Genomic DNA, 23,806 nt, shown 5'->3' with positions numbered 1-23,806 from the left:
ATGTCTCCTAATGATTCGATGGCTTTAAAAATGCCAACCAACGTTTTTCCAACTTACGAAATATCCAAATCAAAATAAATGCCAACATCGCATATAACACCGCAGCAATTCCAAAAGCATTGAAAGTGTCATAGGTTGCCGCATTAACATCACGCGCAATTTTTAAAATGTCAGGAACAGTTGCTGTAAATGCAATGGTTGTCGCGTGCAACATCAAAATGACTTCGTTACCATAAAACGGTAAAGCACGGCGTAACATCGACGGAATGATAATACGTGTGTAGAGTTTCCATTTTGACATTCCAAAAGCTTGGGCAGCCTCAATCTCGCCATGTGGAATAGAACGAATCGCTCCAGCAAAGATTTCAGTCGTATATGCACCAGTATTGAGCGCGAACGCCAAAATGGTGCAATTTATGCCCTCTCGAAAGAATGCATCGAGTGCTTGATGTTCATGGACATAATCAAAGCTATAAATGCCCGAGTAAATAATTAACAATTGGATGTACAGTGGTGTTCCACGAAACACATAAGTAAACAGCCAAACTGGGCCACGTAACCAGATATTTTCTGATACTCGTGCAAGTGATAAAGGCACGGCAAGCAGAAACCCAATACCGATTGAAAGTACCAATAACCAAGCAGTCATCGCAACACCGGTCATTTGTAGGCCATCGGTCCAAAGGTATGCCTTCCAATATTGTTGAAGGATTTCAATCATAATTGCCCCTTCCTTACACCAGCAGAATAACGACGTTCAAGCCACATTAAAATCAGGTTTGACACGGTGGTAATTGCCAAATAAATTGCAGCAGCGACGATGCTGAAAAAGAACAATTGCATGGTACTTCTACCTGCATCTTGCGTAATTTTTACAATGTCAGTTAGGCCAATAATGGAAACCAGTGCGGTCGCTTTAATCAAAACTTGCCAGTTGTTACCAATACCAGGCAATGCAAAACGCATCATTTGAGGGAATAAAACACGTCGAAAAACCTGCCACGGCGTCATCCCATAGGCCATTGCTGCTTCAATTTGTCCCGTTGGAACCGATTGAAATGCACCACGAAAGGTCTCTGTAAAATATGCACCATAAATGAACGCTAAGGTAATCACACCAGCCACAAATGGGTTGATATCAATCTGGTCCATTTGCAGTGCTTCAGTAATTTGATTTAGACCCAACTGCAAGCTATAAAATAACAGCAGCATAATCACTAAGTCAGGCACACTACGAATGAGCGTGGTATAGCCGGTCGCAATATAACGTAAAGCTTTAATATTAGAGAGTTTTGAACTCGCACCAATTAAGCCAATAATGACAGAAAGCAAGAGTGACAACAGCGCAAGCTGTATGGTCATCCATGTTCCGCTGAGAAGGAGTGGCCCATAGCCAGAAAAAGACATGACTCATCTTCTCCTTAAAAACAATATCTAATATTGATGAGATGAGAATAGATTTAAAAATGTCGGCACTTAGCCGACATTTTTCACATCATTAGTAAATGCTAAAAGAGAAGTATTTTTTCTCGAGTTTCTTGTATGTGCCATCAGCAATGATTGCAGCCAAAGCTTTGTCGATATTCGCTTTCAAATCTGCATCTTCTTTGCGTAAACCAATAGCCGCACCTACACCCAATGTTTTGACATCAACCACATTGCCACCAGCAAAAGCGAAGTTTTTGCCTTTCGGTTGTTTTAAGAAAGCACCATCAACCATGATTGCATCTTGTAACGTTGCATCTAAACGACCAGACATCATGTCTTGGTAAATCAAGTCTTGAGTTGGATAAGGAACAACACTCACACCTTTTGGAGCCCAATAGGTTTTAGCGTATGTTTCTTGAATTGTGCCCTGTTGTACCCCTACACGCTTACCTTTTAATGAAGTAGGTGTTGGCAATAACGGTGAGCCTTTTTTTGCAACCATACGCGTTGGCGTATTGTAGATTTTGCTACTAAATAAAATTTGTTTCGCACGTTCATCAGTCACTGTCATTGATGAAAGAATGCCATCAAATTTTTTCGCTTTAAGTGCGGGAATCATCCCGTCAAAAGAGTTTTCAACCCAAACACATTTGGCTTTAAGCTTTGCACAAATGGCATTACCTAAATCAACATCAAAACCAGTTAACTTGCCATCTGGTGTTTTATATTCAAATGGAGCATAAGACGACTCAGTACCAAAACGAATCACCTTCCAATCCTTTGCTTGAACATTCGTTGCAACAGCAGCCAAAACTAAGGTTGTTGAAACGAACATTTTTTTCATAAAGCTTGCCATCTTGAAGCTTCTCCTTAAAATCCAAATAAGGTGATAAAAACTTGAGCAATTTCTAAATTACTCTTCTGCCGAAATAATTGCAATTTCTATACCAGTAAATTAAGGATTTATGAATATGTCTAAACAATGGATTGGATTAACTATCTAAATGTTGAAAAATCACTCAAATTTTAAATTAGTTTTTGAGTGTATAGGCTTCTGCCATATTTTCATTTTCAACCAATGTCCGAATAGTATATTCATGGTTATTTTCTTTAGCGCTGGCAAATTCACATTTCGAATCCCATGCCATTGAACAACCACTCAACAATGGACAACTTGCAAATAATTCAGCTACCCAGTCTACAAATACACGAACTTTAGGCGATAAATGACGGTTTTGTAGATAAACGACTGATATTGGCATCGGTGCAGGTAACCATTCAGTCAATACCTCTCTAAGTGCACCAGATTCTAAATGTTTTGCCGCCATGTAATATGGACATTGAATTAAGCCGAAACCTTGCACTGCCAAATCAATATATGAATCACTATCATTGACAGAAACACGCCCTTTCACACCGACGCTATGAATCTCGCCATCCACCATAAAATCCCAGTCAATATTGCGTCCGGTACGGCTATTAAAATAATGCACGACTTGATGTTTTTGTAAATCTTCAATGGTTTTTGGTTCGCCATGTTCCATCAAATAACGAGGCGCAGCAACAGTGACACACTGAATTGTTCCGATACGACGTGCAACTAAACTTGAATCTTTCAATTGACCAATACGAATAACACAGTCCACTGCATCTTGAACCAAATCGACTGGACGATCACTCATACCAATTACCAAATCAATATCGGGGTACTTGGCATGAAAATCACAAAGCATTGGTATAAGGATGAGTCGTCCAATTGACGCTTTAACATCAATGCGCAGTCGACCTCGTGGGCCACGTTCAGAATCATGGAAATTCGATTCTACATCTTCTACGTCGGCTAAAATTCGTGCAGTCCTTTCATAATAAACTGCGCCATCTGGTGTCAAACTCAGTTTACGAGTGGTTCGGTTCAATAAACGAACTTGTAAATGTTTTTCTAAACCTTGAATGGTTGTCGTCACAGAAGCACGCGGTAGTCCTAAACTGTCAGCCGCTAAACTGAAACTATTTGTTTCGACAACTTTGTTAAATACTTTCATCGCATGAAATAGATCCACACGCACACTCCTATCAATGCATTTATTTAATCAAACACATCAATTGTTATAAAAATACGAATAGTGTTATCGAATTTAATATATTTATTCGTGATTGACAAACTTTTATGCTCCGTCCATCCCATAAACCCTGTTTCTCCCATACGGACCACAACTAAAAGTCTGAAAACAGGTATCCAAATAACTAGGAGCACCTCATGTCATTTTCCCGCAAACAGTTCGCACTGTCTGCCATCTTTGTCGCCATTTTGGCTACAGGGGGTAGTTTTATGTTTTTACATGAAAATGCCGATGCAAAAGCTGCACCGACCAGTGCCCAACAAGCTGCAACAGTTGATATTTCTAATGTCATTAGCAAAACGATTACCGATTGGCAAGAATATTCCGGTCGTTTAGAAGCGATTGATCAAGTCGATATTCGGCCACAGGTTTCAGGTAAACTCATTTCCGTACACTTCAAAGATGGCAGTCTTGTTAAAAAAGGCGATTTACTTTTTACAATCGACCCACGTCCTTTCCAAGCAGAACTGAATCGTGCTCAAGCTCAACTTGCTTCGGCTGAGGCACAAGTCACTTATACGGGATCTAACCTTTCTCGTATTCAACGTTTAATTCAGAGTAATGCTGTATCACGCCAAGAGCTGGATCTAGCTGAAAATGATGCACGTTCAGCGAATGCCAACCTACAAGCTGCTAGAGCCGCTGTTCAGTCTGCACGTTTAAATCTTGAGTACACTCGTATTACTGCACCAGTCAGCGGCCGAATTTCCCGTGCCGAAGTAACCGTTGGTAATGTGGTGTCTGCCGGTAATGGCGCACAGGTCTTAACAAGCTTGGTGTCTGTATCTCGCCTTTACGCCTCTTTCGACGTTGATGAACAAACTTATCTCAAATACATCAGTAATCAGCGTAATTCAGCACAAGCTCCTGTCTATATGGGGCTTGCCAATGAAACAGGTTTCTCTCGTGAAGGAACTATCAACTCCATTGATAACAACCTGAATACGACCTCAGGTACGATTCGTGTTCGAGCAACTTTTGATAATCCTAACGGCATTTTATTACCGGGTTTATATGCTCGAATCCGTTTGGGTGGTGGTCAACCTCGTTCAGCAATTCTGATTAGCCCAACTGCAATTAGTGTCGATCAAGATAAACGTTTTGTTGTGGTAGTCGACGCTAAAAATCAAACTGCTTACCGTGAGGTAAAACTCGGTGCACAACAAGATGGCTTGCAAATCGTAAATAGCGGATTACAAGCGGGTGATCGTATTGTGGTGAATGGTTTACAGCGGATTCGTCCGGGTGACCCTGTTACACCACACCTTGTTCCTATGCCAAATGCACAAATCACTGCGAACAGCACTACTCCTCAACCTCAGCCACCAGAAAAAACTTCAACTCCGGCAAAAGGTTAATCACATATGAATATCTCTAAATTTTTTATTGATCGGCCGATCTTTGCTGGTGTGTTATCAGTACTGATTTTACTTGCCGGTCTTCTTTCGGTATTTAAACTACCAATTTCAGAATATCCGGAAGTTGTTCCACCCTCTGTGGTGGTACGTACTCAATATCCGGGTGCAAACCCAAAAGTCATTGCTGAAACTGTTGCTTCTCCGCTTGAAGAATCTATAAACGGTGTAGAAGATATGCTGTATATGCAATCTCAGGCAAACAGCGACGGTAATTTAACCATTACGGTGAACTTTAAGCTCGGTATCGACCCAGATAAAGCACAGCAATTGGTTCAAAACCGTGTATCTCAAGCCCTGCCTCGTTTACCTGAAGACGTACAGCGTTTAGGCGTTACTACTTTAAAAAGCTCACCGACTTTAACCATGGTTGTTCATCTGACCTCACCAGATAATCGCTATGACATGACCTATTTGCGTAACTACGCGGTGCTCAACGTAAAAGACCGTTTGGCACGCTTACAAGGTGTAGGTGAAGTCGGTTTATTTGGTTCTGGTGACTATGCAATGCGTGTGTGGCTGGACCCACAAAAAGTGGCACAGCGAAACCTCACCGCGACCGAAATTGTCAGTGCAATCCGCGAACAAAACATTCAAGTTGCAGCAGGAACCATTGGTGCATCACCAAGTAATTCCCCTTTACAACTTTCGGTAAACGCTCAAGGTCGTTTAACCACTGAGCAAGAATTCGCAGATATCATTTTAAAAACTGCTCCTGATGGTGCGGTCACTCGATTGGGTGATGTTGCACGCGTTGAACTTGCAGCTTCACAATATGGTTTGCGTTCATTACTTGATAACAAACAAGCGGTCGCCATTCCAATTTTCCAAGCACCGGGTGCGAATGCTTTGCAAGTTTCTGATCAAGTGCGTAGCACAATGAAAGAACTTTCAAAAGATTTTCCATCTTCAATTAAATACGACATTGTGTACGATCCGACTCAATTCGTACGTGCCAGTATTAAAGCAGTCGTTCATACCTTACTTGAAGCAATTGCACTGGTTGTTGTGGTCGTTATTTTATTCTTACAAACATGGCGTGCTTCAATCATTCCATTGCTTGCAGTACCAGTTTCAATTATTGGTACATTCGCACTCATGCTTGCTTTTGGTTACTCAATCAATGCGCTTTCGCTATTCGGGATGGTACTTGCCATCGGGATTGTCGTCGATGACGCGATTGTGGTCGTCGAAAACGTCGAGAGGAATATTGAAGCTGGTTTAAATCCAAGGGAAGCGACTTACCGTGCCATGCGAGAAGTAAGCGGACCGATTATTGCGATTGCTTTAACGCTGGTTGCCGTGTTCGTTCCACTTGCCTTTATGACAGGCTTAACAGGGCAATTTTATAAACAATTTGCAATGACTATTGCCATTTCAACTGTTATTTCGGCATTTAACTCGCTCACTCTATCTCCTGCTTTAGCAGCCATGCTACTAAAAGGACATGATGCGAAACCTGATGCATTAACACGCATAATGAATCGTGTATTTGGACGTTTCTTTGCGCTATTTAACCGCGTATTTACCCGTGCGTCAGACAACTATGGTAAAGGCGTAAGTCGTGTTATCTCCCATAAAGCATCGGCAATGGGTGTCTATGCAGCTCTTCTAGGTTTAACCGTTGGTATTTCTTATATTGTTCCGGGTGGCTTTGTTCCCGCTCAAGACAAACAATATTTGATTAGTTTTGCGCAGCTACCAAACGGCGCATCATTAGATCGTACCGAAGCTGTCATTCGTAAAATGAGTGATACGGCACTTAAACAACCTGGTGTAGAAAGCGCGGTTGCCTTCCCTGGTCTCTCAATTAACGGTTTCACCAACAGCTCAAGCGCCGGTATTGTCTTTGTGACCTTAAAGCCATTCGATGAACGTAAGGCCAAAGACTTATCTGCAAATGCAATTGCAGGTGCCTTAAACCAGAAATACTCAGCTATTCAAGATGCTTATATTGCGGTTTTCCCACCACCACCTGTGATGGGCTTAGGGACTATGGGCGGCTTTAAACTTCAACTTGAAGACCGAGGTGCCTTAGGCTATTCAGCCTTAAATGATGCTGCACAAAACTTTATGAAAGCAGCTCAATCAACTCCTGAGCTTGGTCCAATGTTCTCAAGTTATCAAATTAACGTACCTCAACTAAACGTAGATTTGGATCGTGTAAAAGCCAAACAGCAAGGTGTTGCTGTGACAGATGTTTTCAACACTATGCAGATTTATTTAGGTTCGCAGTATGTTAACGACTTTAACCGCTTTGGACGTGTTTATCAGGTTCGTGCACAAGCCGATGCGCCTTTCCGTGCAAATCCTGAAGATATTTTGCAGCTTAAAACCCGTAATAGTGCCGGACAAATGGTGCCATTATCTTCATTGGTAAATGTAACTCAAACCTATGGCCCTGAAATGGTGGTGCGTTATAACGGTTATACCGCAGCAGATATTAATGGCGGTCCTGCACCAGGTTATTCATCTAGCCAAGCAGAAGCTGCTGTTGAACGTATTGCTGCTCAAACTTTGCCGCGTGGTATCAAGTTTGAATGGACAGATTTAACTTACCAAAAAATCTTGGCTGGTAATGCAGGACTTTGGGTATTCCCAATTAGCGTATTGCTCGTGTTCTTAGTTTTAGCCGCTCAATATGAAAGTCTAACCTTACCATTAGCAGTCATCTTAATTGTACCGATGGGAATTTTGGCGGCTCTGACAGGTGTTTGGCTCACCAGTGGAGATAACAATATCTTTACCCAAATCGGTTTGATGGTACTGGTCGGACTGGCCTGTAAAAATGCCATCTTGATTGTTGAATTTGCTCGGGAACTCGAAATGCAAGGTGCAACTGCTTTTAAAGCAGCAGTTGAAGCAAGTCGTCTTCGTTTACGTCCAATTTTAATGACCTCTATTGCATTCATTATGGGTGTCGTCCCACTGGTTACTTCAACTGGTGCAGGTTCTGAAATGCGTCATGCCATGGGTGTTGCCGTATTCTTCGGAATGATCGGGGTAACTTTCTTTGGTTTATTCCTGACCCCTGCCTTTTACGTCCTGATTCGTACATTGAATAGCAAACATAAATTGCATTCCGCAGCAGTTCATGAAGCGCCATTAGCTAACCCACACGATCATTAAGGAGGACATTTAATGACTACAGCAAAACAAAGCTTGTTATTGTCCTCACTCATGGGGAGCCTGCTTCTTGCAGGCTGCTCTTTGGCTCCGGAATATCAACCTGCAAAAGTGATAGTTCCTGTCAAATTCAAAGAGTCAGACCCTAAACTTGAAGACAATAATTGGAAAATTGCCCAGCCTGCCGATCAGCAAGTTCGAGGTGAATGGTGGCGTGTTTTTAATGATGCTCAATTGAATGAGCTAGAACAACAAGCGATTGCCGGCAACCAAAATCTTAAAGCGGTAGCAGCTAATATTCAGGCTTCACGTGCAATACGTTCGGCAGCACAAGCTGAACGTTTGCCAAGTATTGGTGCTGGCTTTGGCCCAACTCGTCAAAAACCCTCTCCTGCTTCATTGGGTTTAGATGACAATGCGCATACGTCTGCACAAACCTTATGGCGCGCTCAAGCTAATGTTTCATATGAGCTCGATTTATTTGGTCGTATCGCCAGTAGTGTTAATGCAGCAAAAGCGGATCTACAACAGCAAGAAGCGTTATATCAGTCGGCACTTTTAGCGTTACAGGCCGATGTTGCACAAAGTTATTTTCTCATTCGCCAGCTTGATGCTGAACAAGCAATTTATACTCATACTATTAAATTACTTGGTGAGACACGAGATCTCGTTCAAACCCGATTTAAAAATGGTTTAGTCAGTGAATTAAATGTTTCTCGTGCACAAACTGAACTTGCTACAGCTCAAACCAATGCACTGAGCATTGCTCGTAACAGAGCCAATGCCGAACATGCACTTGCAGTATTGTTAGGCAAAACACCAACTGACTTTAGCTTGGCTGTCCAACCTTTAACTACAAATAGTCTTCGTCTTCCAGCAGGATTACCATCGAGTTTACTTGAAAGGCGACCTGACATTGCTGCTGCTGAACGTGCTATGGCAGCAGATAATGCACGTATTGGAATTGCCCGTGCAGCTTTTTTCCCGAAAGTTAATCTAACGGGTGCCTTAGGTTATGAATCTTCAAGTTTAAGCGAGTTAGGGAAATGGTCGAGCCGTACCTTCTTGCTTGGTCCAGTCGCAGGTACTATTTTATCTTTACCATTATTTGATGGCGGACAACGTAAAGCAGGTGTTGCTCAAGCACGCGCAGCTTATGAAGAAAGTGTTGCCAACTATAGACAAACTGTACTAAACGCCTTTCGTGAAGTTGAAAATGGTTTGTCCGATCAACGTATTCTTGATCAGCAAATTCAAGCTCAAAACCAAGCACTCTCATCGTCTCGCCATGCAAATCAATTGTCTCATCTACGCTATCGAGAAGGTGCGATTAGCTATCTTGATGTGATTGACTCCGACCGGACTATTTTGCAGCAAGAACAATTGGCAGCTCAGCTTAAAGGTGGCCAAATCATTGCAAGTGTAAACTTAATCCGTGCTTTAGGTGGGGGTTGGAGTAATTGATATAAAAAAAAGCGCCTTACGGCGCTTTTTTATACACACAAATTATTTTGCATATACAGGGAATTTTGCACAAACAGCTTCAACTTTCGCTTTTACATCAGCAATAACTTTTTCGTCACCTTTGCTGTCAATCACGTCAGCGATCCAACCAGCAAGTTCACGAACTTCAGTTTCACCAAAACCACGAGTTGTTACTGCTGGAGTACCAATACGGATACCAGAAGTTACAAATGGAGAACGTGGGTCATTTGGAACTGAGTTTTTGTTCACAGTAATGTGAGCAGCACCTAACCAAGCGTCAGCATCTTTACCAGTTACGTCTTGTTTGATTAAAGATAACAAGAATAAGTGGTTGTCTGTACCGCCAGAAACAACATCATAACCACGTGCGATTAATACTTCAGCCATTGCTTGAGCATTTTTCACAACTTGTTGTTGGTAAGCTTTAAAGTCATCAGACATTGCTTCTTTGAAGCAGATTGCTTTAGCAGCAATCGCATGCATTAATGGACCACCTTGGTTACCAGGGAATACAGCTGATTGAAGTTTTTTCTCGATTTCTTCATTCGCTTTCGCAAGGATTAAACCAGAACGTGGACCACGAAGTGTTTTGTGAGTCGTCGTTGTAGTTACGTCAGCAATTTGAACTGGGTTTGGATATACACCAGCAGCAACAAGACCTGCAACGTGAGCCATATCAACAAAAAGGTAAGCGCCAACTTTGTCCGCGATGTCACGGAAACGTTGCCAATCTACAACACGACTATAAGCAGAGAAACCAGCAACGATCATACGTGGCTTGTGTTCTAATGCTAAACGTTCAACTTCTTCGTAATCGATCTCGCCAGTTTCAGAGTTTAAACCATACTGAACAGCGTTATAAGTTTTACCAGAGAAGCTTACTTTTGCACCGTGAGTCAAGTGACCACCGTGAGCCAAGCTCATACCCAAAACTGTATCGCCTGGGTTAAGAAGTGCTAAATAAACAGCAGAGTTAGCTTGTGAACCAGCATGTGGTTGAACGTTTGCGTAATCAGCACCAAAAAGTTCTTTAGCACGGTCGATCGCCATTTGCTCAATAACATCTACATACTCGCAACCGCCATAATAGCGTTTGCCTGGATAACCTTCTGCGTATTTGTTCGTAAGTTTTGATCCTTGCGCTTCCATCACAGCAGGAGAGCAATAGTTTTCAGATGCAATTAACTCGATATGTGCTTCTTGACGCTCATCTTCAGAAGCAATAGCTTGAGCTAATTCTGGATCAAATTCAGAAATGGAAATATTGGCAAACATTAGCGGGGGTCCTATAAATTAGGGCTTTTAAGCCGTGCTAAGATTGCGGCATATTGTAGCATGAACTTTATAATTAAACAGAATCAAGTTAGCTCAGTTTTAAATAAAAATGGCTCAATTTTTATAAAAAATGAGCCATCAAATCTAAAATAATTTATAAACACTTAAAAAGCATTTATTTAATAATTTTCTAAAGTTAAATTTAGCTTTTCATAGCAACAAAAAAACTTTAAATATCATTACCCTTATTGAGCTGACAATAGGTTTTGTACATTTCCAACAATGTTATCTACATTACTACTCATTGCTGAATCGTGATCCCAGTTACCCGTCACATAGCTATTAATTTTTGTACCTACCACAGTGGCATTAGATATCAAAATATCAGTCGCTACTTTCGGAACTGTTGTATCTGCTAAGCCCTGATAAATAATAATCGGGGTAGTGACTTTTGCCTGTAAAGGTTGAGAATCTTTATCTAAGAATGTTTTAACTAAAGGTACTGCCATAAAATTAGGTTGAGTACGCGTATATCCATCCAGTGTTCCATTATGCTCTGTAGCATACTTAGTCATACCTGCACCAAAGGCTTGACCCAATGGCCCTGCACAAATTGTTTCCGCCTGCTGTGCAGTACTTGCCGTTTGTGAAGTAAATACCTGCGAATAATCAAAGCTTGGTTGTGTATTTCGAATGCCAGCTGTAACTAAAGCAGTATATGTATCAAGCTGTGCATACATTGGGATCTTTTTATCCAAAGTTGCATTGGCAACGGCTTGTTCACCTGCAATTAAAATAAATCCTAGATTTGAAGCTGGTGCTACCGCTACTGTACCTTTATAGTTTAGCTGTGCACGACTTGCATATTGTGCAGCACCCAATGCAGCATGCCCACCCTGAGAGTGACCTACAGTGACCCATTTGTTCGAAGTTAATAAATTACGCTGAGATAAATAATTGCGTGTTGCAACCACGGCGTCCGTAATTGAATAAGCTTCACTTTTAACATTTAAGAATGGATGTATGCCTGGGGTTCCTAAACCCTCATAATCAGGAGCGACAACGACATAACCCGCCGCAAGAAGTTTACTAATTAAATCTTTAGTACTATCTGTTAATGCCGATTTACTTGGTGCACATGCATCTGCAACCCCTGTCGTACCATGAGCCCAAACCACAATTGGCCAACCGCCTGCTGGTGGTGGAGTCGTCGGTGTAAATACTAAACTTGTTGCCTGAACCTCTTGTCCACTTTGGCCCAACATTTTATAAGTCAAAATACTACTTTCAGCAGCAACCGCTCCTAAGTTAGTACTTGTATAAGCATCGACTTTAACCACTGGATTTTGAATATTATTGGCTGGTGTACCAGATGGATCAGTAGTCGCTGGACTGTCATCACTACTTCCACCACCACATGCCGTCAACAATAAACTTGTGCTAAGAACACTGGTCATGAACAGTTTCATTTTCATTGGTATATCTTCCCTTAAATTCGATTTTTGTTGTGCTTTAGTTTTTAATGAACATTTTAAATGTCTTACAAACAATTACGCCTAATCTTCATTTTTCGCAAGTGATATTTAATCAAAATAAGTAGCGAGATTTTCTACTTTTCAACATAAATTAAATTTCATAGCTATATCTAACCTTATTCTATGTTTTAAAGTCGCTAGTCAACTGTTAACATTGACGGTTACTTGTGATTGTTTAAAGGTTCAAAAGATGCAAGCCATTATTTTAGATACAGAAACTCATACACTAAATGGTTTGCCTATTGAAATTGCATACGCTCCCATTGAACTTAATGCAGGTAAACTGACTTTAGATAAAAGCAAATTATTTGATCAGCTCTATCAGGTTGGAACACCAATTTCTTATGCTGCGATGGCGGTGCATCACATCTTGGAATCTGACCTAGAAAACCAGCCTCACTATAAAACATTTAAATTACCTGATAGCACAACTTATATTATTGGTCACAACATTGATTATGATATTGCAGCTATTGCTCGTTGTGGCGTTGATGTATCTCATATAAAACCAATTTGTACTTTAGCTTTAGCACGCAAAGCTTGGCCAGATGCAGAAGCTCATAATATTTCTGCACTCATTTATATGATTTCTCAAGGCAGCAGTAAAGCACGAGAATTACTCAAAGGTGCACACCGTGCCGATGCCGATATTATTTTAACTGCCAATATTTTGATGCATATTATCTATCATTTAAATATTCAAGATATTGAAGAGCTTTACCAAGTTTCTGAAGAAGCCCGTATCCCCACGACTATTAACTTTGGTAAGCATAAAGGTACAGCAATTGCTGAACTGCCTAAAGATTATATTCAATGGCTTCTACGTCAAGACGAACTTGATGTCTATTTACGTAAGGCATTAGAAAGTGCATTTTAAAGACTTAACTTAAATAGATGATATTCATAAATTCTTCATCATATTGTCATTTTTGAGTTTTATCTTTAACCCCATTTATATTTTATTAAGAACAGTACTGTTTGATAAAAATTAAACAGTCTGCTTCATTTTTATATTGGGGAAATACAATGTCTGGTTTTTATCGAACCAATTTGGGAAGAGTTGCGCTTCAACAACGTAATATTACGTTAAATGCAAAACAAAGACGTTTACTTCTACTCATTGATCATGAAGATTTTCAAAGCCTTAATAGTGAGTTTAAAAAGCGTATTGCCCCACCAGAGCTAATTCAACAACTGATTGATTTAAAACTCATTGCTACTTCTAACGAAAGTTACCCAGAGTTGACCGAGCAAATATCGATGCAAAAGTCATCTATAACATCAAATGAAGTACATCAGAAAAATATTGATGAGAATAAAAGTAACGATTTAGTTGGAGAAATTCAGATTCCTCAATCAACGTCTGTGACTTCTCCAAATATAGAAAATGACCAGCCATCTATTCCAGTTCAACAACTCTCTTTTGAAGAAATACAACTATTAATGAAACAAAGCTTGAGCCAGTACTGTGGCCTTATGGCAAAACCACTTATTCAAAAAATAGAGCAAATCAAAACGCTTCAAGAACTTAAAATGTGCCAAATGCAATGGATTACCAGTTTACAGGAGTCACGTATTCCTCCTCATGAGCTAGCACATACGCTTCATTCTATTAATTATTCAATTCAGCTTATTCAACAACGCGTCTAAAATAGAACAAGCTGCTGTTTAATTAAGCATTAAACTCACTTGGTACGTATTTCGTGCTTTACCTACCAGTGTTTTTTTCCTATGATGTGCCCCACACATGTGCGCTCGTAGCTCAGTTGGATAGAGTACAGGTTTCCGAAGCCTGGGGTCGTGGGTTCGATCCCCGCCGGGCGCACCAATTTATATATAATAACTTCATAAATTTATCCCAATTTCATAAAATTCCGACTATTTTACTTGGTTTATTAATCATTATCGCTCAAAATATACCCCTCTTTCATAATGTGAGAATTTCATGACTGATGCTTTGGTATTAAAAGATTTGTCCAAAACATATCGTAATGGTTTTCAGGCGTTAAAAGGTATTAACCTCACTGTGCCTGAAGGTGAATTTTATGCGTTGTTAGGCCCAAATGGTGCCGGCAAATCCACAACCATTGGTATTATCAGCTCCCTCACAAAAAAGACCTCAGGAACAGTTGAGATTTTTGGGCATAATCTCGACACGCATCCATCCTTGGCAAAACAGCAGCTTGGCGTTGTACCCCAAGAATTTAACTTCGGGCAATTTGAAAAAGCATTCGATATTTTAGTCACTCAAGCTGGCTATTACGGCATTCACAAAAAAATTGCCGAAAAACGTGCCGAACATTATTTAGAAAAACTTGGCTTGTGGGAAAAACGCAATATACAAGCACGTATGCTGTCTGGTGGTATGAAGCGCCGTCTAATGATTGCCCGCGCCATGATGCATGAGCCTAAACTTCTTATTTTAGATGAACCTACTGCGGGTGTAGATATTGAATTACGCCGTTCTATGTGGGATTTTCTAACAGAAATGAATGAAAGTGGCACTTCTATTATTTTAACGACACACTATTTAGAAGAAGCGGAAATGCTCTGTCGTCAAATTGCCATCATTGACCGCGGTGTCATCAAAGAAGACACCAGTATGAAAAGTTTCTTAAACCAGTTGAGTGAAGAATCTTTTATTTTCGATTTGGCAGAACCGATTGCCCCACTCCAGTTAAACATTATTGGAGTGAAATTCAACTTAATTGATAGCAGCACTTTAGAAGTAACCATGGATAAGGCTCATACATTAAATGACTTATTCCAACTTTTAGAGTCACAAGGCATTCGTGTTCGTAGTATGCGTAACAAATCGAATCGCCTTGAAGAGCTATTTGTCAAAATGGTTGAGAAAAATCTTGAAGGAGAGGCAAAATGAACTTTAACCAACTGCAAATTGCCCTCTGGACTTTAGTTCGTAAAGAAGTGCGCCGATTTCTTCGCATTTGGCCGCAAACCTTATTACCACCTGCGATTACCATGAGCTTGTATTTTGTCATTTTTGGTAATTTGGTTGGCTCACGTATTGGACAAATGGGCGGCGTAAGCTACATGCAGTTTATTGTGCCCGGCCTAATCATGATGGCTGTTATTACCAACAGTTATGCGAATGTTTCTTCCAGTTTCTTTAGTGTGAAATTCCAAAAAAGCATTGAAGAACTTATTATGAGCCCTGTGCCATTACATATTATTTTATGGGGCTATGTCATTGGTGGTATTTGTCGTGGTGTTCTAGTTGGGGCCATTGTTACCGCGATGAGTATGTTCTTTACTGACCTTTTTATACATAACTGGTTCGTAACTATATATACAGTCTTAATTACATCTGTTTTATTTTCCTTAGGCGGCTTTATTAATGCAGTCTATGCGAAATCATTTGATGATATTTCTATTATTCCAACATTTGTACTTACTCCACTCACCTACTTAGGTGGTGTGTTTTATGCCATTAGTGCACTTGGTCCTTTTTGGCAAAAACTTTCTTTAATTAATCCTATTGTGTATATGGTTAATGCTTTCCGTTTCGGCATTTTAGGTCATAGCGACGTGAACGTTACGTTCTCTTTAATCGTTGTGACATTATGTTGTGTTGTACTTTACGGAGTTGCTTACTATTTACTTGCTCGTGGTTCAGGAATGCGTGAATGAGTGTCGAACAGTCTTTATTGGGTAAAGAAACCCAGTATCCAACTAGCTATCAACCCGATGTGTTATTTCCAATCGCACGTGCTCAATCTCGTGAAAATTATTCACATATTGAAGGCATTACCCAAGGTAAAGATTGGTGGCATGTTTTTGAAATCTCTTGGTTAAATTCGCACGGTATTCCACAGGTTGCTATTGGTAGAATTACCCTGCCAGCTTCTTCACCAAATTTGATTGAATCAAAGTCATTAAAACTTTACTTCAATAGTCTTAACTTCACTCAGTTTGACTCTAAAGCGTTATTCATTGAAACAGTTGAAAAAGATTTATCGGCTGCAGCAGGTGCAAAAGTTGAGCTAACGCTATTTCAAGTAGATGATCTCGATATTTCCAAGCCACAAGGCATTTGTATTGATGACCTAACACCTGAACGTTTAGAACAACATCCCGATGCATCGCTTTTAAAATTGGATGAGTCTGGTGAAGAAGTTGAAATTGAACTGTATTCTCATCTTTTGAGAAGTAACTGCCCAGTCACGGGACAACCGGATTGGGGTACAGTTTTTATCCGTTTTAAGGGCAAAAAACCTTGTTATCGTAGTGTTTTAGCTTATATTATCTCGTACCGTCAGCATAACGGTTTCCACGAACAGTGTGTTGAGCAAATCTTTGCAGATGTTTGGCAAAATTTGCAGCCTGAAAAGCTGATGGTTTATGCAACTTATACTCGCCGCGGTGGACTTGATATCAATCCTTGCCGAGTATCGGATCTATCATGGATGCCAAAACCGATTCGATTGGCACGACAATAAAACGAATAATTTGAGGATACACCATGCCGTTTTTTGGTTTTACCCCTTCTGAAGGCTTATTGAACGATATGCAGACTGGAATTGCGAATAAAAATTCTAGTGAACCGCTATATCCACTTCGAGACAAAATTGCTTTACAACTCAATGAAGAAATTATTGATAATGTACTGATTCAGTTAGTACAACATTTCCCAGCGAGTGAAAAAAGAGATACTGCCGAAAAACTTGCTGGTTATGTCAAATCTACAGTTGCCGTACTTTTAAAGCAATTACTCAGTAAAGCACCAAATGACGTTGTTAAACAGTCAGTTGAGTTTTCAGAGAAAAGCTTATTTAAAGATCCCCAAGGTCAATATAAAGTTGGCGTAGCTTTAGATGCTGGCTTAGTGACTAATTTGAAGCATAATTTTGCTGAGCTTCAAGCAGGTAATGACATTAATAAAGCAGCATTAGCGGAACTCTATAAACAGTTTGGTGATGCTATGGTTAGACACTTTATGTCTGATTTTAACAAGACATTAGATTTAGGTATGATTAAGCGTAAAGCAGCCGATATTGGCGCTGCTGCTGTTACTAAAGCGGTTCATATCGCGATCGATAAACTCATTCCAAGTTTAAATCGCACTGAATTGAAAGCGATGGCTGAATATCATGATGGTCTATTCTTTAACTAATAAAAAATAGACTATCGGAAACCTGGCAAACGCCAGGTTTTTTTATTGCAAAATATTGATATACATTGCCATAAATCACGTTTATGTTAGCATGCGCCAAGCACTGATTGACCTAGTTAAAGCCGCATGTCTCCTAGTCCACAATATAAATTTTTACGCCAAGCTCCTCGAGATGGTCTTAGTACTGCCATGCAACCATCACGCTGGCAGCAACTTCATATTGACCCTTGGTTATGCCTATTTTTATTCCTAAATGCTCTGTTAGGTTTAACGGTACTATATAGTGCATCTGCACAAGATGTCGGCTTAGTCAGTAAACAGGCTATGAGCTTTGGTATTGGCTTTTTAGTCATGATTGGTCTGGCTCAAATTCCTCCAAAGGTTTATCAAGCTTTTTCACCTTACTTTTATTTATTTGCACTATTTTCCTTAATTGGAGTTATGGTCTTTGGTGAAGTTCGTATGGGGGCTAAACGCTGGATCGATATTCCAGGTTTCGGAAGTGTGCAACCCAGTGAGTTCATGAAAATTGGCATGCCAATGATGATTTCATGGTTTTTAGCACGTAAACCACTTCCCCCTAGCTTTTCTCAAGTTGTTTTATCATTAATGTTAATTGGTGTTCCTTTTTTACTCATTGCAGAACAACCTGACTTAGGAACATCTCTACTCGTATTAGCCAGTGGTATTTTCGTACTATTTTTAAGTGGTCTGTCTTGGCGTATGATCGGCGCAGCAGCAGCCTGTGCCGCTATTGTTATTCCAATTGCATGGGAATTCCTTTTACACGACTATCAACGTCAACGTGTTCTAACGCTACTTGACCCAGAAGCAGATGCATTAGGAACAGGCTGGAACATTATTCAATCTAAAACAGCTATTGGTTCTGGCGGCTTCTCAGGTAAAGGTTTTCTTGAAGGGACACAGTCACATTTACACTTTTTACCAGAAGGTCATACTGACTTTATTATTGCGGCTTATTCCGAAGAATTTGGCCTGATTGGCGTACTTATATTAGTTACTCTTTATTCAGCTATTATTTTTAGAACATTCCAAATTGGTTTACAAAGCTTTCATAATTATGGCCGTTTGGTTGCTGGCGCCTTTGGTTTGTCTTTTTTTGTTTATGTATTTGTAAACGCAGGAATGGTAAGTGGTATTTTACCTGTAGTGGGTGTTCCTTTGCCTTTTATGAGTTATGGCGGTACCGCTATTATTACTTTAATGGCCACTTTTGGTTTAGTTATGTCTATTCATACACATCGATAATTTGGAATTTAAAAAAGATATGTTGTCTCAATTTGTTAATAAAACTTTAAAAGTACTCGCTTTGTGTACTGGTCTAGTGAGCACAAGTCATTTTGCTCAGGCCAATGATTTTGTAAATGATCCTAATTATTTAAATTTTAAACAAAAAGCCATGAATACTTATGGTTTAAGCAGTGTACAAGTAGATGCCGCGATGAGCGGTGCAAAAAATTTACCAAACATTATAAATATTATGACTCGCCCAGGTGAAAGTAAGCCTTGGTACGACTATCGCTCTATGTTTTTGGTTGAAGGCACTATTCAGCGTGGTGTCCGCTTTAAAAACCAATATGCAGATGCACTTAACCGAGCTGAACAGCAATTTGGTGTCTCTCAAGCTGTCATTTTAGGTATTTTAGGTGTTGAAACAGGATATGGAGCCAATAAAGGTTCTTTCATCACTCGTGACGCGCTTGCGACATTAGCATTTGGTTACCCGCGCCGTGCTGATTATTTCAGTGATGAGTTAGCTGCTCTGATTGCATGGACCTATAAAGAAGGCTATCCAACCAATAGTATTGTTGGCTCTTATGCTGGAGCAATTGGCTACCCACAGTTTATGCCAAGCAATATCAGTAAGTATGGAGTCGATTTTGACGGTAATGGGCACATTGATCTTCGTAACTCTGCGGAAGATGCTATTGGGTCAATCGCAAACTACTTAGCAAAACAAGGATGGCAACGCGATCAACCGATTGGCTTCATGGCTCGTTATGTCGGCTCAAATCCAGAAAATATCATTGCCAAAGACCTAACTCAGCCCTCTCCATATGGCGTACTCAAAACTCAAGGGATTTCACCATTAAACCCTTTAGTTAAAATTGATGACCTAGATATGGTAAATGTTATTCAATTACAAGACTATAACGGTCCGATTTACTATTTAACCTATCCAAATTTTCAAGTGATTACCACTTACAACAAAAGCCGAATGTATGCGACTACAGTATGGTTGTTAGGCACAGAAGTAGCTAGCCGATAGGCTAGCTTTTTGATGGGTTTTTGTAAAAGTCAATAAATATTTTTGTTAAATCGATCACAATACACACATTTTAAATACCTTGTTACATATTTGGTTATTTTTTAATCTAAAACTGTAAGTTTTTGCCCTTTTTGTAACTATTTCTCGTTAAAGACTAGACACTCTCCGTAAGCGATGAATATTATCCACCCCAATCAAGCAATTGCAAAAGTGAATAATTAGGCATGTTCACTTCAATTTTTAGCGTTTTGCTAAAAGAAAAAGAGCATGTTCTCAGGAGTTTATATAAATGCAGTTATCGCTGAAATACATTCTTGCACTGACGGCTAGTTTAAGTATGGCCCCACTGCACGCTGAAATGATGCAGTCATCATCATTAAACAGTGATGTAGATGGTCCAAATGCAAATTTAGCAGCACGTGTATTGAGTAAAGATACTCAAAGCTTTAATTCTCGTTTTTCTAACATTAACAGTCTTTCAATCACTGAACGTTCTGGCGATCAAATTCGTCGTCAAGCTATCGCAGCTAAAATTGAAATCCCTGAAGATGAGCCTTCAGTGATTGAAAAACTTAACACAGTAGCTTCAAATACTGTTCGTAAGTTTAGCCAAACTGGTATGGCATCTTGGTATGGTCGTCAATTTCATGGCCGTAAAACTGCAAGTGGTGAAACATTCGACATGAATGCACTTACTGCTGCTCATCGCAGTCTGCCATTGAACTGTTATATCCGTGTGACAAACAAAGATAATGGTAAAAGTGTGGTAGTAAAAGTAAACGACCGTGGTCCATTCCATGCAAATCGTGTACTTGATTTATCATACGGCGCTGCAAAACGCCTTGGTATTACCAATGCTGGTACTGCAAAAGTAAGTATTGAACGTGTAGACGGTCCTACTTCATAAGCGATTACTCCTAGAGTTCATGAAAAAGCCACAATTTAATTTGTGGCTTTTTAATTTTTAGCCCCCCCAATATAAAAATTATGCTCAAAATTTTATGTTTTCACTCTTTTTTTAATTACAAAATTGATTAATTTTTAACCCAAAAACACATCTTTTTAATACCTCTCATTTTTTTCTTCTATTTTCCGATTAGAGCCATTTTAAAAAAATTACGCTACCCTAGTACCACTTTAGTCTAAAAAGGGCTATTTATCGCGTTTTAAGAGCAGTTGAGTTGAGTATTTTTCTGTTATTTTCCGGCTTTTCATAAAAAAGTGCTTTTTTGGGTCATTTCCTGACTTCAAAATCCGAAAATAAATAGCCAGATTTTTCTAAAATAGAATTCGCTTTTTTTAAGTTCGGCTTTTAACTTTTCCAACCCGCTTTTTCCAGATGATGAATCCTTAAATTTTAAGATCACATAAATGAAAGATAAGGAAGATTTGCAACTTTTCTTGTCTACTCACATAACGACAGGCTAAAATATAGGCATAAAAAGAATGATTCAAAATTAGACATGGAGAACAAGGTCTATGAAATCTATTGGTGAATGGTTTGATGAATACAGTGAAAGCCATCAAAATCCAACGAATAAGAAAATCCACTGGGTATGCGTCCCAGCTATTTTATTTTCTATTATCGGAATCATTGCCCACTTTAGCGCATTACTCACTGCTTTACTCATTGTACTGACTCTAATTTTCTATGCTCGACTCGATCTTGTACTTGCAGTAGCAATGGCTGCACTTCTCGTTGTAATGGCTTGGCTTATTTATGTCTTACCTGTAGGGGTGGGATTTTATATGGCTCTTTTTGTCATTGCTTGGATTGGACAATTTTATGGACATAAAGTTGAAGGTAAAAAACCTTCTTTCTTTAAAGATTTACAATTTCTATTGATTGGTCCAGTTTGGTGTATGGATGCTTATATTGGAAAAATGTTGCCAAAGTGGAAAAGTCGGCAGAACAAATTGATTACTCAATAATTTATTAAAAAGCTGAATCTTTTAGATTCAGCTTAAATTTACTGATTTATTAGAAAATTTATAAAATAGAAAAATGCTAGGCTGAGTAGCACACTGGGCAAAACTTTTTTTAAATAGAAAGCAATTACAATACAAAATATTGTCGCGTATAAGTAAGGATTATCAAAATTACCTCTTAGTTCATTTCCCTCAAAAAAGATTACTGGTATACAAATAGCAGTTAATAAGCAAGGCGCTGAATAATTCAGCATTTTATTCATTAATACTGGTAATTTTACTTTTACATTCGGTTCTAAAAAATAATAACGATTAAAAAACACAATAGCAGCTAATCCTAAAATCATGAGCCATGACATATTATTTTTCTCCTGTTCTATTTTCTGCAAAAACCGCAATAAGCATTCCCAATAAACCAGAAATTAGAATACCTCCTTCCAAGTTTAAAAATTTGAAAAAAGAGCCAGTAATGCAAGTTGTTAAAACTCCAGCTATGACAGGCTTTTCCTTACACATAGGAATAATCATGGCCACAAAAATAGCAATAATCGAAAAATCTAAATGGTAGGACAATAAATTAGGAATCGCCGTAGCCAACAAAATTCCAACTAGACTAAAAACCACCCAGAATAAATAAAAACTTATACCGGCACCTAATAAATAGTGGGGGTGTCTTTTTTCGTTCGGAGCACTTAGCGCAAATAATTCATCTGTTAATAGAAAACCCAAACTTAATCGTTTGGGTAAAGACAAAATAGAAATGTCATTTCTTAAAGTTAATGCATAAATAAAATGCTGTGCAGTAAGAAAGAAAATCGTGATATAGATTGTTAATAATGATGCACCTTCCACCACCATACTCAAACTGACCAATTGTGCAGCACCAGCAAACACAATTCCTGACATTGCTAATGCTTTATAAAATGATAAACCTGCATGAATTGCCATTGAACCAGCCAAAATAGCCCACGGAATAACCGAAATAGATAATGGCAATATATCTACCGCCCCTCGTAAAAAAAGATACGAAGGTTGGTTTTTAGAAAATCTAATAGATTGATTTAAACGAGTGTTCATCTCTAGACATCTATAACATTAAATATTTATAGATTTTCTTCTATGCAGGTTAGCTTCTCTTGAACAAAATTGCGTTTAGAAATCAAAATAAATCTTAGAGATTAAGACTAGTTACATACTGGGTAGGTGTAACGCCCATCGCCTTTTTAAAGTGACGGTTAAAATGACTTTGATCAGAAAATCCACATTGCTGTGCAACCATCACAATTTGATCACCTTGCTTTAATAACTGTCTCGCTTTTTGCAAACGTGCCTGTACCAACCACGCATGAGGTGGTAAACCCACATATTTTTTAAATTGTCTTAAAAAATGCCAAGCGCTTAATCCAACCATATCAGCCAATTCCTGCAAAGAAAAATTCTTTTCAGGCATATCTGCCAACAAATCTTTAACTTTTAAGATTTTCGAATAAGCTTCTGGTAGCTCACAAAAGGTATGCCGTGATTTACCATGACGCATCATTAAACAAGCCAATGTCGACAGATACATGGTTTCTTTCAGCAAAAAATTATCTTTTTGTTCTAATAAGTCAAATAATAAGCAAAGTTGTTGAGACAAACCCAGATCTTGAATAACTGCTTGAGGGAACCAAGGTGCGCCATGACCATTCTCAAAAAAATCCTGACTCACTTCAGCGAGCATTTCTGGTGTGGGATAAATTGCTCGATAACGCCAACCCGATTCGACAGCAGATGAACCTGTATGAATTTCGTCTGCATTCACCAAAATAATGTCGCCTTTAGGGGCTATATGTAGCTGTCCCGTCCTAAAAAAAGACTGTGCACCTTCTTCAATCACACCAATACAATACCCTTCGTGGGTATGCTTTGAAAATTGCGTTTGGTGGTAATGTGCTTTTAATAGTTCTAAACCGCCCAACTCTCGCAAATGCAAGTAGTCAGCCTGTTCGCGGTACATATATACATCTCATCTACTTATCTAGAAAAAACATAGCATGTTTTAAAAAGATGCATAGAACAAAATTGCTGTT

General features: G+C 39.2%; 22 protein-coding genes, 1 tRNA gene and 1 pseudogene. 15 read left to right on the top strand and 9 right to left on the bottom strand.

Going from position 1 to position 23,806, the window contains the following annotated elements; all coding sequences use genetic code 11:
• Nucleotides 1-7 precede the first annotated feature (7 nt).
• From NE363_RS05810 to NE363_RS05795, 4 genes are all read right to left on the bottom strand, one after another.
• A complete protein-coding gene (locus tag NE363_RS05810) occupies nt 8-721 on the bottom strand; it encodes an ABC transporter permease (RefSeq protein WP_445536011.1) in 714 nt (237 codons plus the stop codon).
• The gene (locus NE363_RS05805; RefSeq protein WP_004700487.1) at nt 718-1,407 is read right to left on the bottom strand and encodes an ABC transporter permease; all 690 of its coding nucleotides are present in this window, start codon (nt 1,405-1,407) and stop codon (nt 718-720) included. The genes NE363_RS05810 and NE363_RS05805 overlap by 4 nt, the downstream gene beginning before the upstream one ends.
• A gap of 91 nt (nt 1,408-1,498) precedes the next feature.
• Complete coding sequence (locus tag NE363_RS05800) at nt 1,499-2,284, bottom strand: ABC transporter substrate-binding protein (RefSeq protein ID WP_019457144.1); 786 nt, start codon at nt 2,282-2,284, stop codon at nt 1,499-1,501.
• A gap of 175 nt (nt 2,285-2,459) precedes the next feature.
• The gene (locus NE363_RS05795; RefSeq protein WP_004700483.1) at nt 2,460-3,488 is read right to left on the bottom strand and encodes a LysR family transcriptional regulator; all 1,029 of its coding nucleotides are present in this window, start codon (nt 3,486-3,488) and stop codon (nt 2,460-2,462) included.
• A 197-nt stretch (nt 3,489-3,685) separates the two neighbouring features.
• Between NE363_RS05795 and adeF the strand changes: the two genes are divergently transcribed.
• The 3 genes from adeF to NE363_RS05780 are packed head-to-tail and all read left to right on the top strand — an operon-like array spanning nt 3,686 to nt 9,553.
• Entirely contained in the window at nt 3,686-4,906 is a 1,221-nt protein-coding gene (adeF, locus tag NE363_RS05790) for a multidrug efflux RND transporter periplasmic adaptor subunit AdeF (protein WP_445536010.1), read from the top strand.
• 6 nt (nt 4,907-4,912) lie between these two features.
• Nucleotides 4,913-8,092 (top strand): multidrug efflux RND transporter permease subunit AdeG, encoded by a 3,180-nt coding sequence (adeG, locus tag NE363_RS05785; protein WP_445536009.1) that lies wholly within the window; start codon nt 4,913-4,915, stop codon nt 8,090-8,092.
• A 12-nt stretch (nt 8,093-8,104) separates the two neighbouring features.
• Entirely contained in the window at nt 8,105-9,553 is a 1,449-nt protein-coding gene (locus NE363_RS05780) for an efflux transporter outer membrane subunit (RefSeq protein ID WP_445536008.1), read from the top strand.
• 42 nt (nt 9,554-9,595) lie between these two features.
• Here the strand turns inward: NE363_RS05780 and glyA are convergent, their stop codons facing one another.
• The gene (gene glyA, locus NE363_RS05775; protein WP_039250893.1) at nt 9,596-10,849 is read right to left on the bottom strand and encodes a serine hydroxymethyltransferase; all 1,254 of its coding nucleotides are present in this window, start codon (nt 10,847-10,849) and stop codon (nt 9,596-9,598) included.
• A 60-nt stretch (nt 10,850-10,909) separates the two neighbouring features.
• Between glyA and NE363_RS05770 the strand changes: the two are divergent.
• Nucleotides 10,910-10,987 (top strand): annotated as a pseudogene (locus NE363_RS05770) (hypothetical protein); the annotation flags it as partial.
• Nucleotides 10,988-11,094: 107 nt separating this feature from the next.
• Here NE363_RS05770 and NE363_RS05765 read toward each other — a convergent pair.
• Entirely contained in the window at nt 11,095-12,324 is a 1,230-nt protein-coding gene (locus NE363_RS05765) for an alpha/beta hydrolase (RefSeq protein ID WP_019457150.1), read from the bottom strand.
• Nucleotides 12,325-12,574: 250 nt separating this feature from the next.
• Between NE363_RS05765 and NE363_RS05760 the strand changes: the two genes are divergently transcribed.
• From NE363_RS05760 to NE363_RS05710, 11 genes are all read left to right on the top strand, one after another.
• A complete protein-coding gene (locus NE363_RS05760; RefSeq protein WP_068933486.1) occupies nt 12,575-13,261 on the top strand; it encodes a putative quorum-sensing-regulated virulence factor in 687 nt (228 codons plus the stop codon).
• A 149-nt stretch (nt 13,262-13,410) separates the two neighbouring features.
• A complete protein-coding gene (locus NE363_RS05755) occupies nt 13,411-14,034 on the top strand; it encodes a hypothetical protein (RefSeq protein ID WP_445536007.1) in 624 nt (207 codons plus the stop codon).
• A 101-nt stretch (nt 14,035-14,135) separates the two neighbouring features.
• Nucleotides 14,136-14,212: transfer RNA gene (locus NE363_RS05750), tRNA-Arg, on the top strand.
• 117 nt (nt 14,213-14,329) lie between these two features.
• Nucleotides 14,330-15,265: an ABC transporter ATP-binding protein gene (locus NE363_RS05745; protein WP_004700452.1), complete on the top strand. Its 936-nt coding sequence runs from the start codon at nt 14,330-14,332 to the stop codon at nt 15,263-15,265.
• Nucleotides 15,262-16,035: an ABC transporter permease gene (locus NE363_RS05740; RefSeq protein ID WP_077165428.1), complete on the top strand. Its 774-nt coding sequence runs from the start codon at nt 15,262-15,264 to the stop codon at nt 16,033-16,035. Before NE363_RS05745 ends, NE363_RS05740 begins: the two co-directional genes overlap by 4 nt.
• A complete protein-coding gene (queF, locus tag NE363_RS05735; protein WP_445536006.1) occupies nt 16,032-16,844 on the top strand; it encodes an NADPH-dependent 7-cyano-7-deazaguanine reductase QueF in 813 nt (270 codons plus the stop codon). Before NE363_RS05740 ends, queF begins: the two co-directional genes overlap by 4 nt.
• 23 nt (nt 16,845-16,867) lie before the next feature.
• The gene (locus tag NE363_RS05730; RefSeq protein ID WP_039250820.1) at nt 16,868-17,518 is read left to right on the top strand and encodes a hypothetical protein; all 651 of its coding nucleotides are present in this window, start codon (nt 16,868-16,870) and stop codon (nt 17,516-17,518) included.
• Nucleotides 17,519-17,644: 126 nt separating this feature from the next.
• A complete protein-coding gene (gene rodA / locus NE363_RS05725) occupies nt 17,645-18,787 on the top strand; it encodes a rod shape-determining protein RodA (RefSeq protein WP_151749497.1) in 1,143 nt (380 codons plus the stop codon).
• Between the two features lie 19 nt (nt 18,788-18,806).
• Entirely contained in the window at nt 18,807-19,808 is a 1,002-nt protein-coding gene (mltB, locus tag NE363_RS05720; RefSeq protein ID WP_445536005.1) for a lytic murein transglycosylase B, read from the top strand.
• A gap of 289 nt (nt 19,809-20,097) precedes the next feature.
• Complete coding sequence (locus NE363_RS05715) at nt 20,098-20,715, top strand: septal ring lytic transglycosylase RlpA family protein (RefSeq protein WP_002052473.1); 618 nt, start codon at nt 20,098-20,100, stop codon at nt 20,713-20,715.
• A gap of 572 nt (nt 20,716-21,287) precedes the next feature.
• Nucleotides 21,288-21,740, top strand: a complete 453-nt coding sequence (locus NE363_RS05710) for an Mpo1 family 2-hydroxy fatty acid dioxygenase (protein ID WP_445536004.1) — start codon at nt 21,288-21,290, stop codon at nt 21,738-21,740.
• Between the two features lie 38 nt (nt 21,741-21,778).
• Here the strand turns inward: NE363_RS05710 and NE363_RS05705 are convergent, their stop codons facing one another.
• From NE363_RS05705 to NE363_RS05695, 3 genes are all read right to left on the bottom strand, one after another.
• A complete protein-coding gene (locus NE363_RS05705; protein WP_445536003.1) occupies nt 21,779-22,096 on the bottom strand; it encodes an AzlD domain-containing protein in 318 nt (105 codons plus the stop codon).
• Between the two features lies 1 nt (nt 22,097).
• Nucleotides 22,098-22,814, bottom strand: a complete 717-nt coding sequence (locus NE363_RS05700; RefSeq protein ID WP_445536002.1) for an AzlC family ABC transporter permease — start codon at nt 22,812-22,814, stop codon at nt 22,098-22,100.
• A gap of 94 nt (nt 22,815-22,908) precedes the next feature.
• Entirely contained in the window at nt 22,909-23,733 is an 825-nt protein-coding gene (locus NE363_RS05695) for a helix-turn-helix domain-containing protein (RefSeq protein ID WP_445536001.1), read from the bottom strand.
• Nucleotides 23,734-23,806 lie beyond the last annotated feature (73 nt).

The sequence above is a fragment of the Acinetobacter sp. G18 genome, assembly GCF_052660225.1.
Note: the sequence above shows the minus strand (reverse complement) of the source record. Positions and strands in the feature narration are given on the sequence as shown.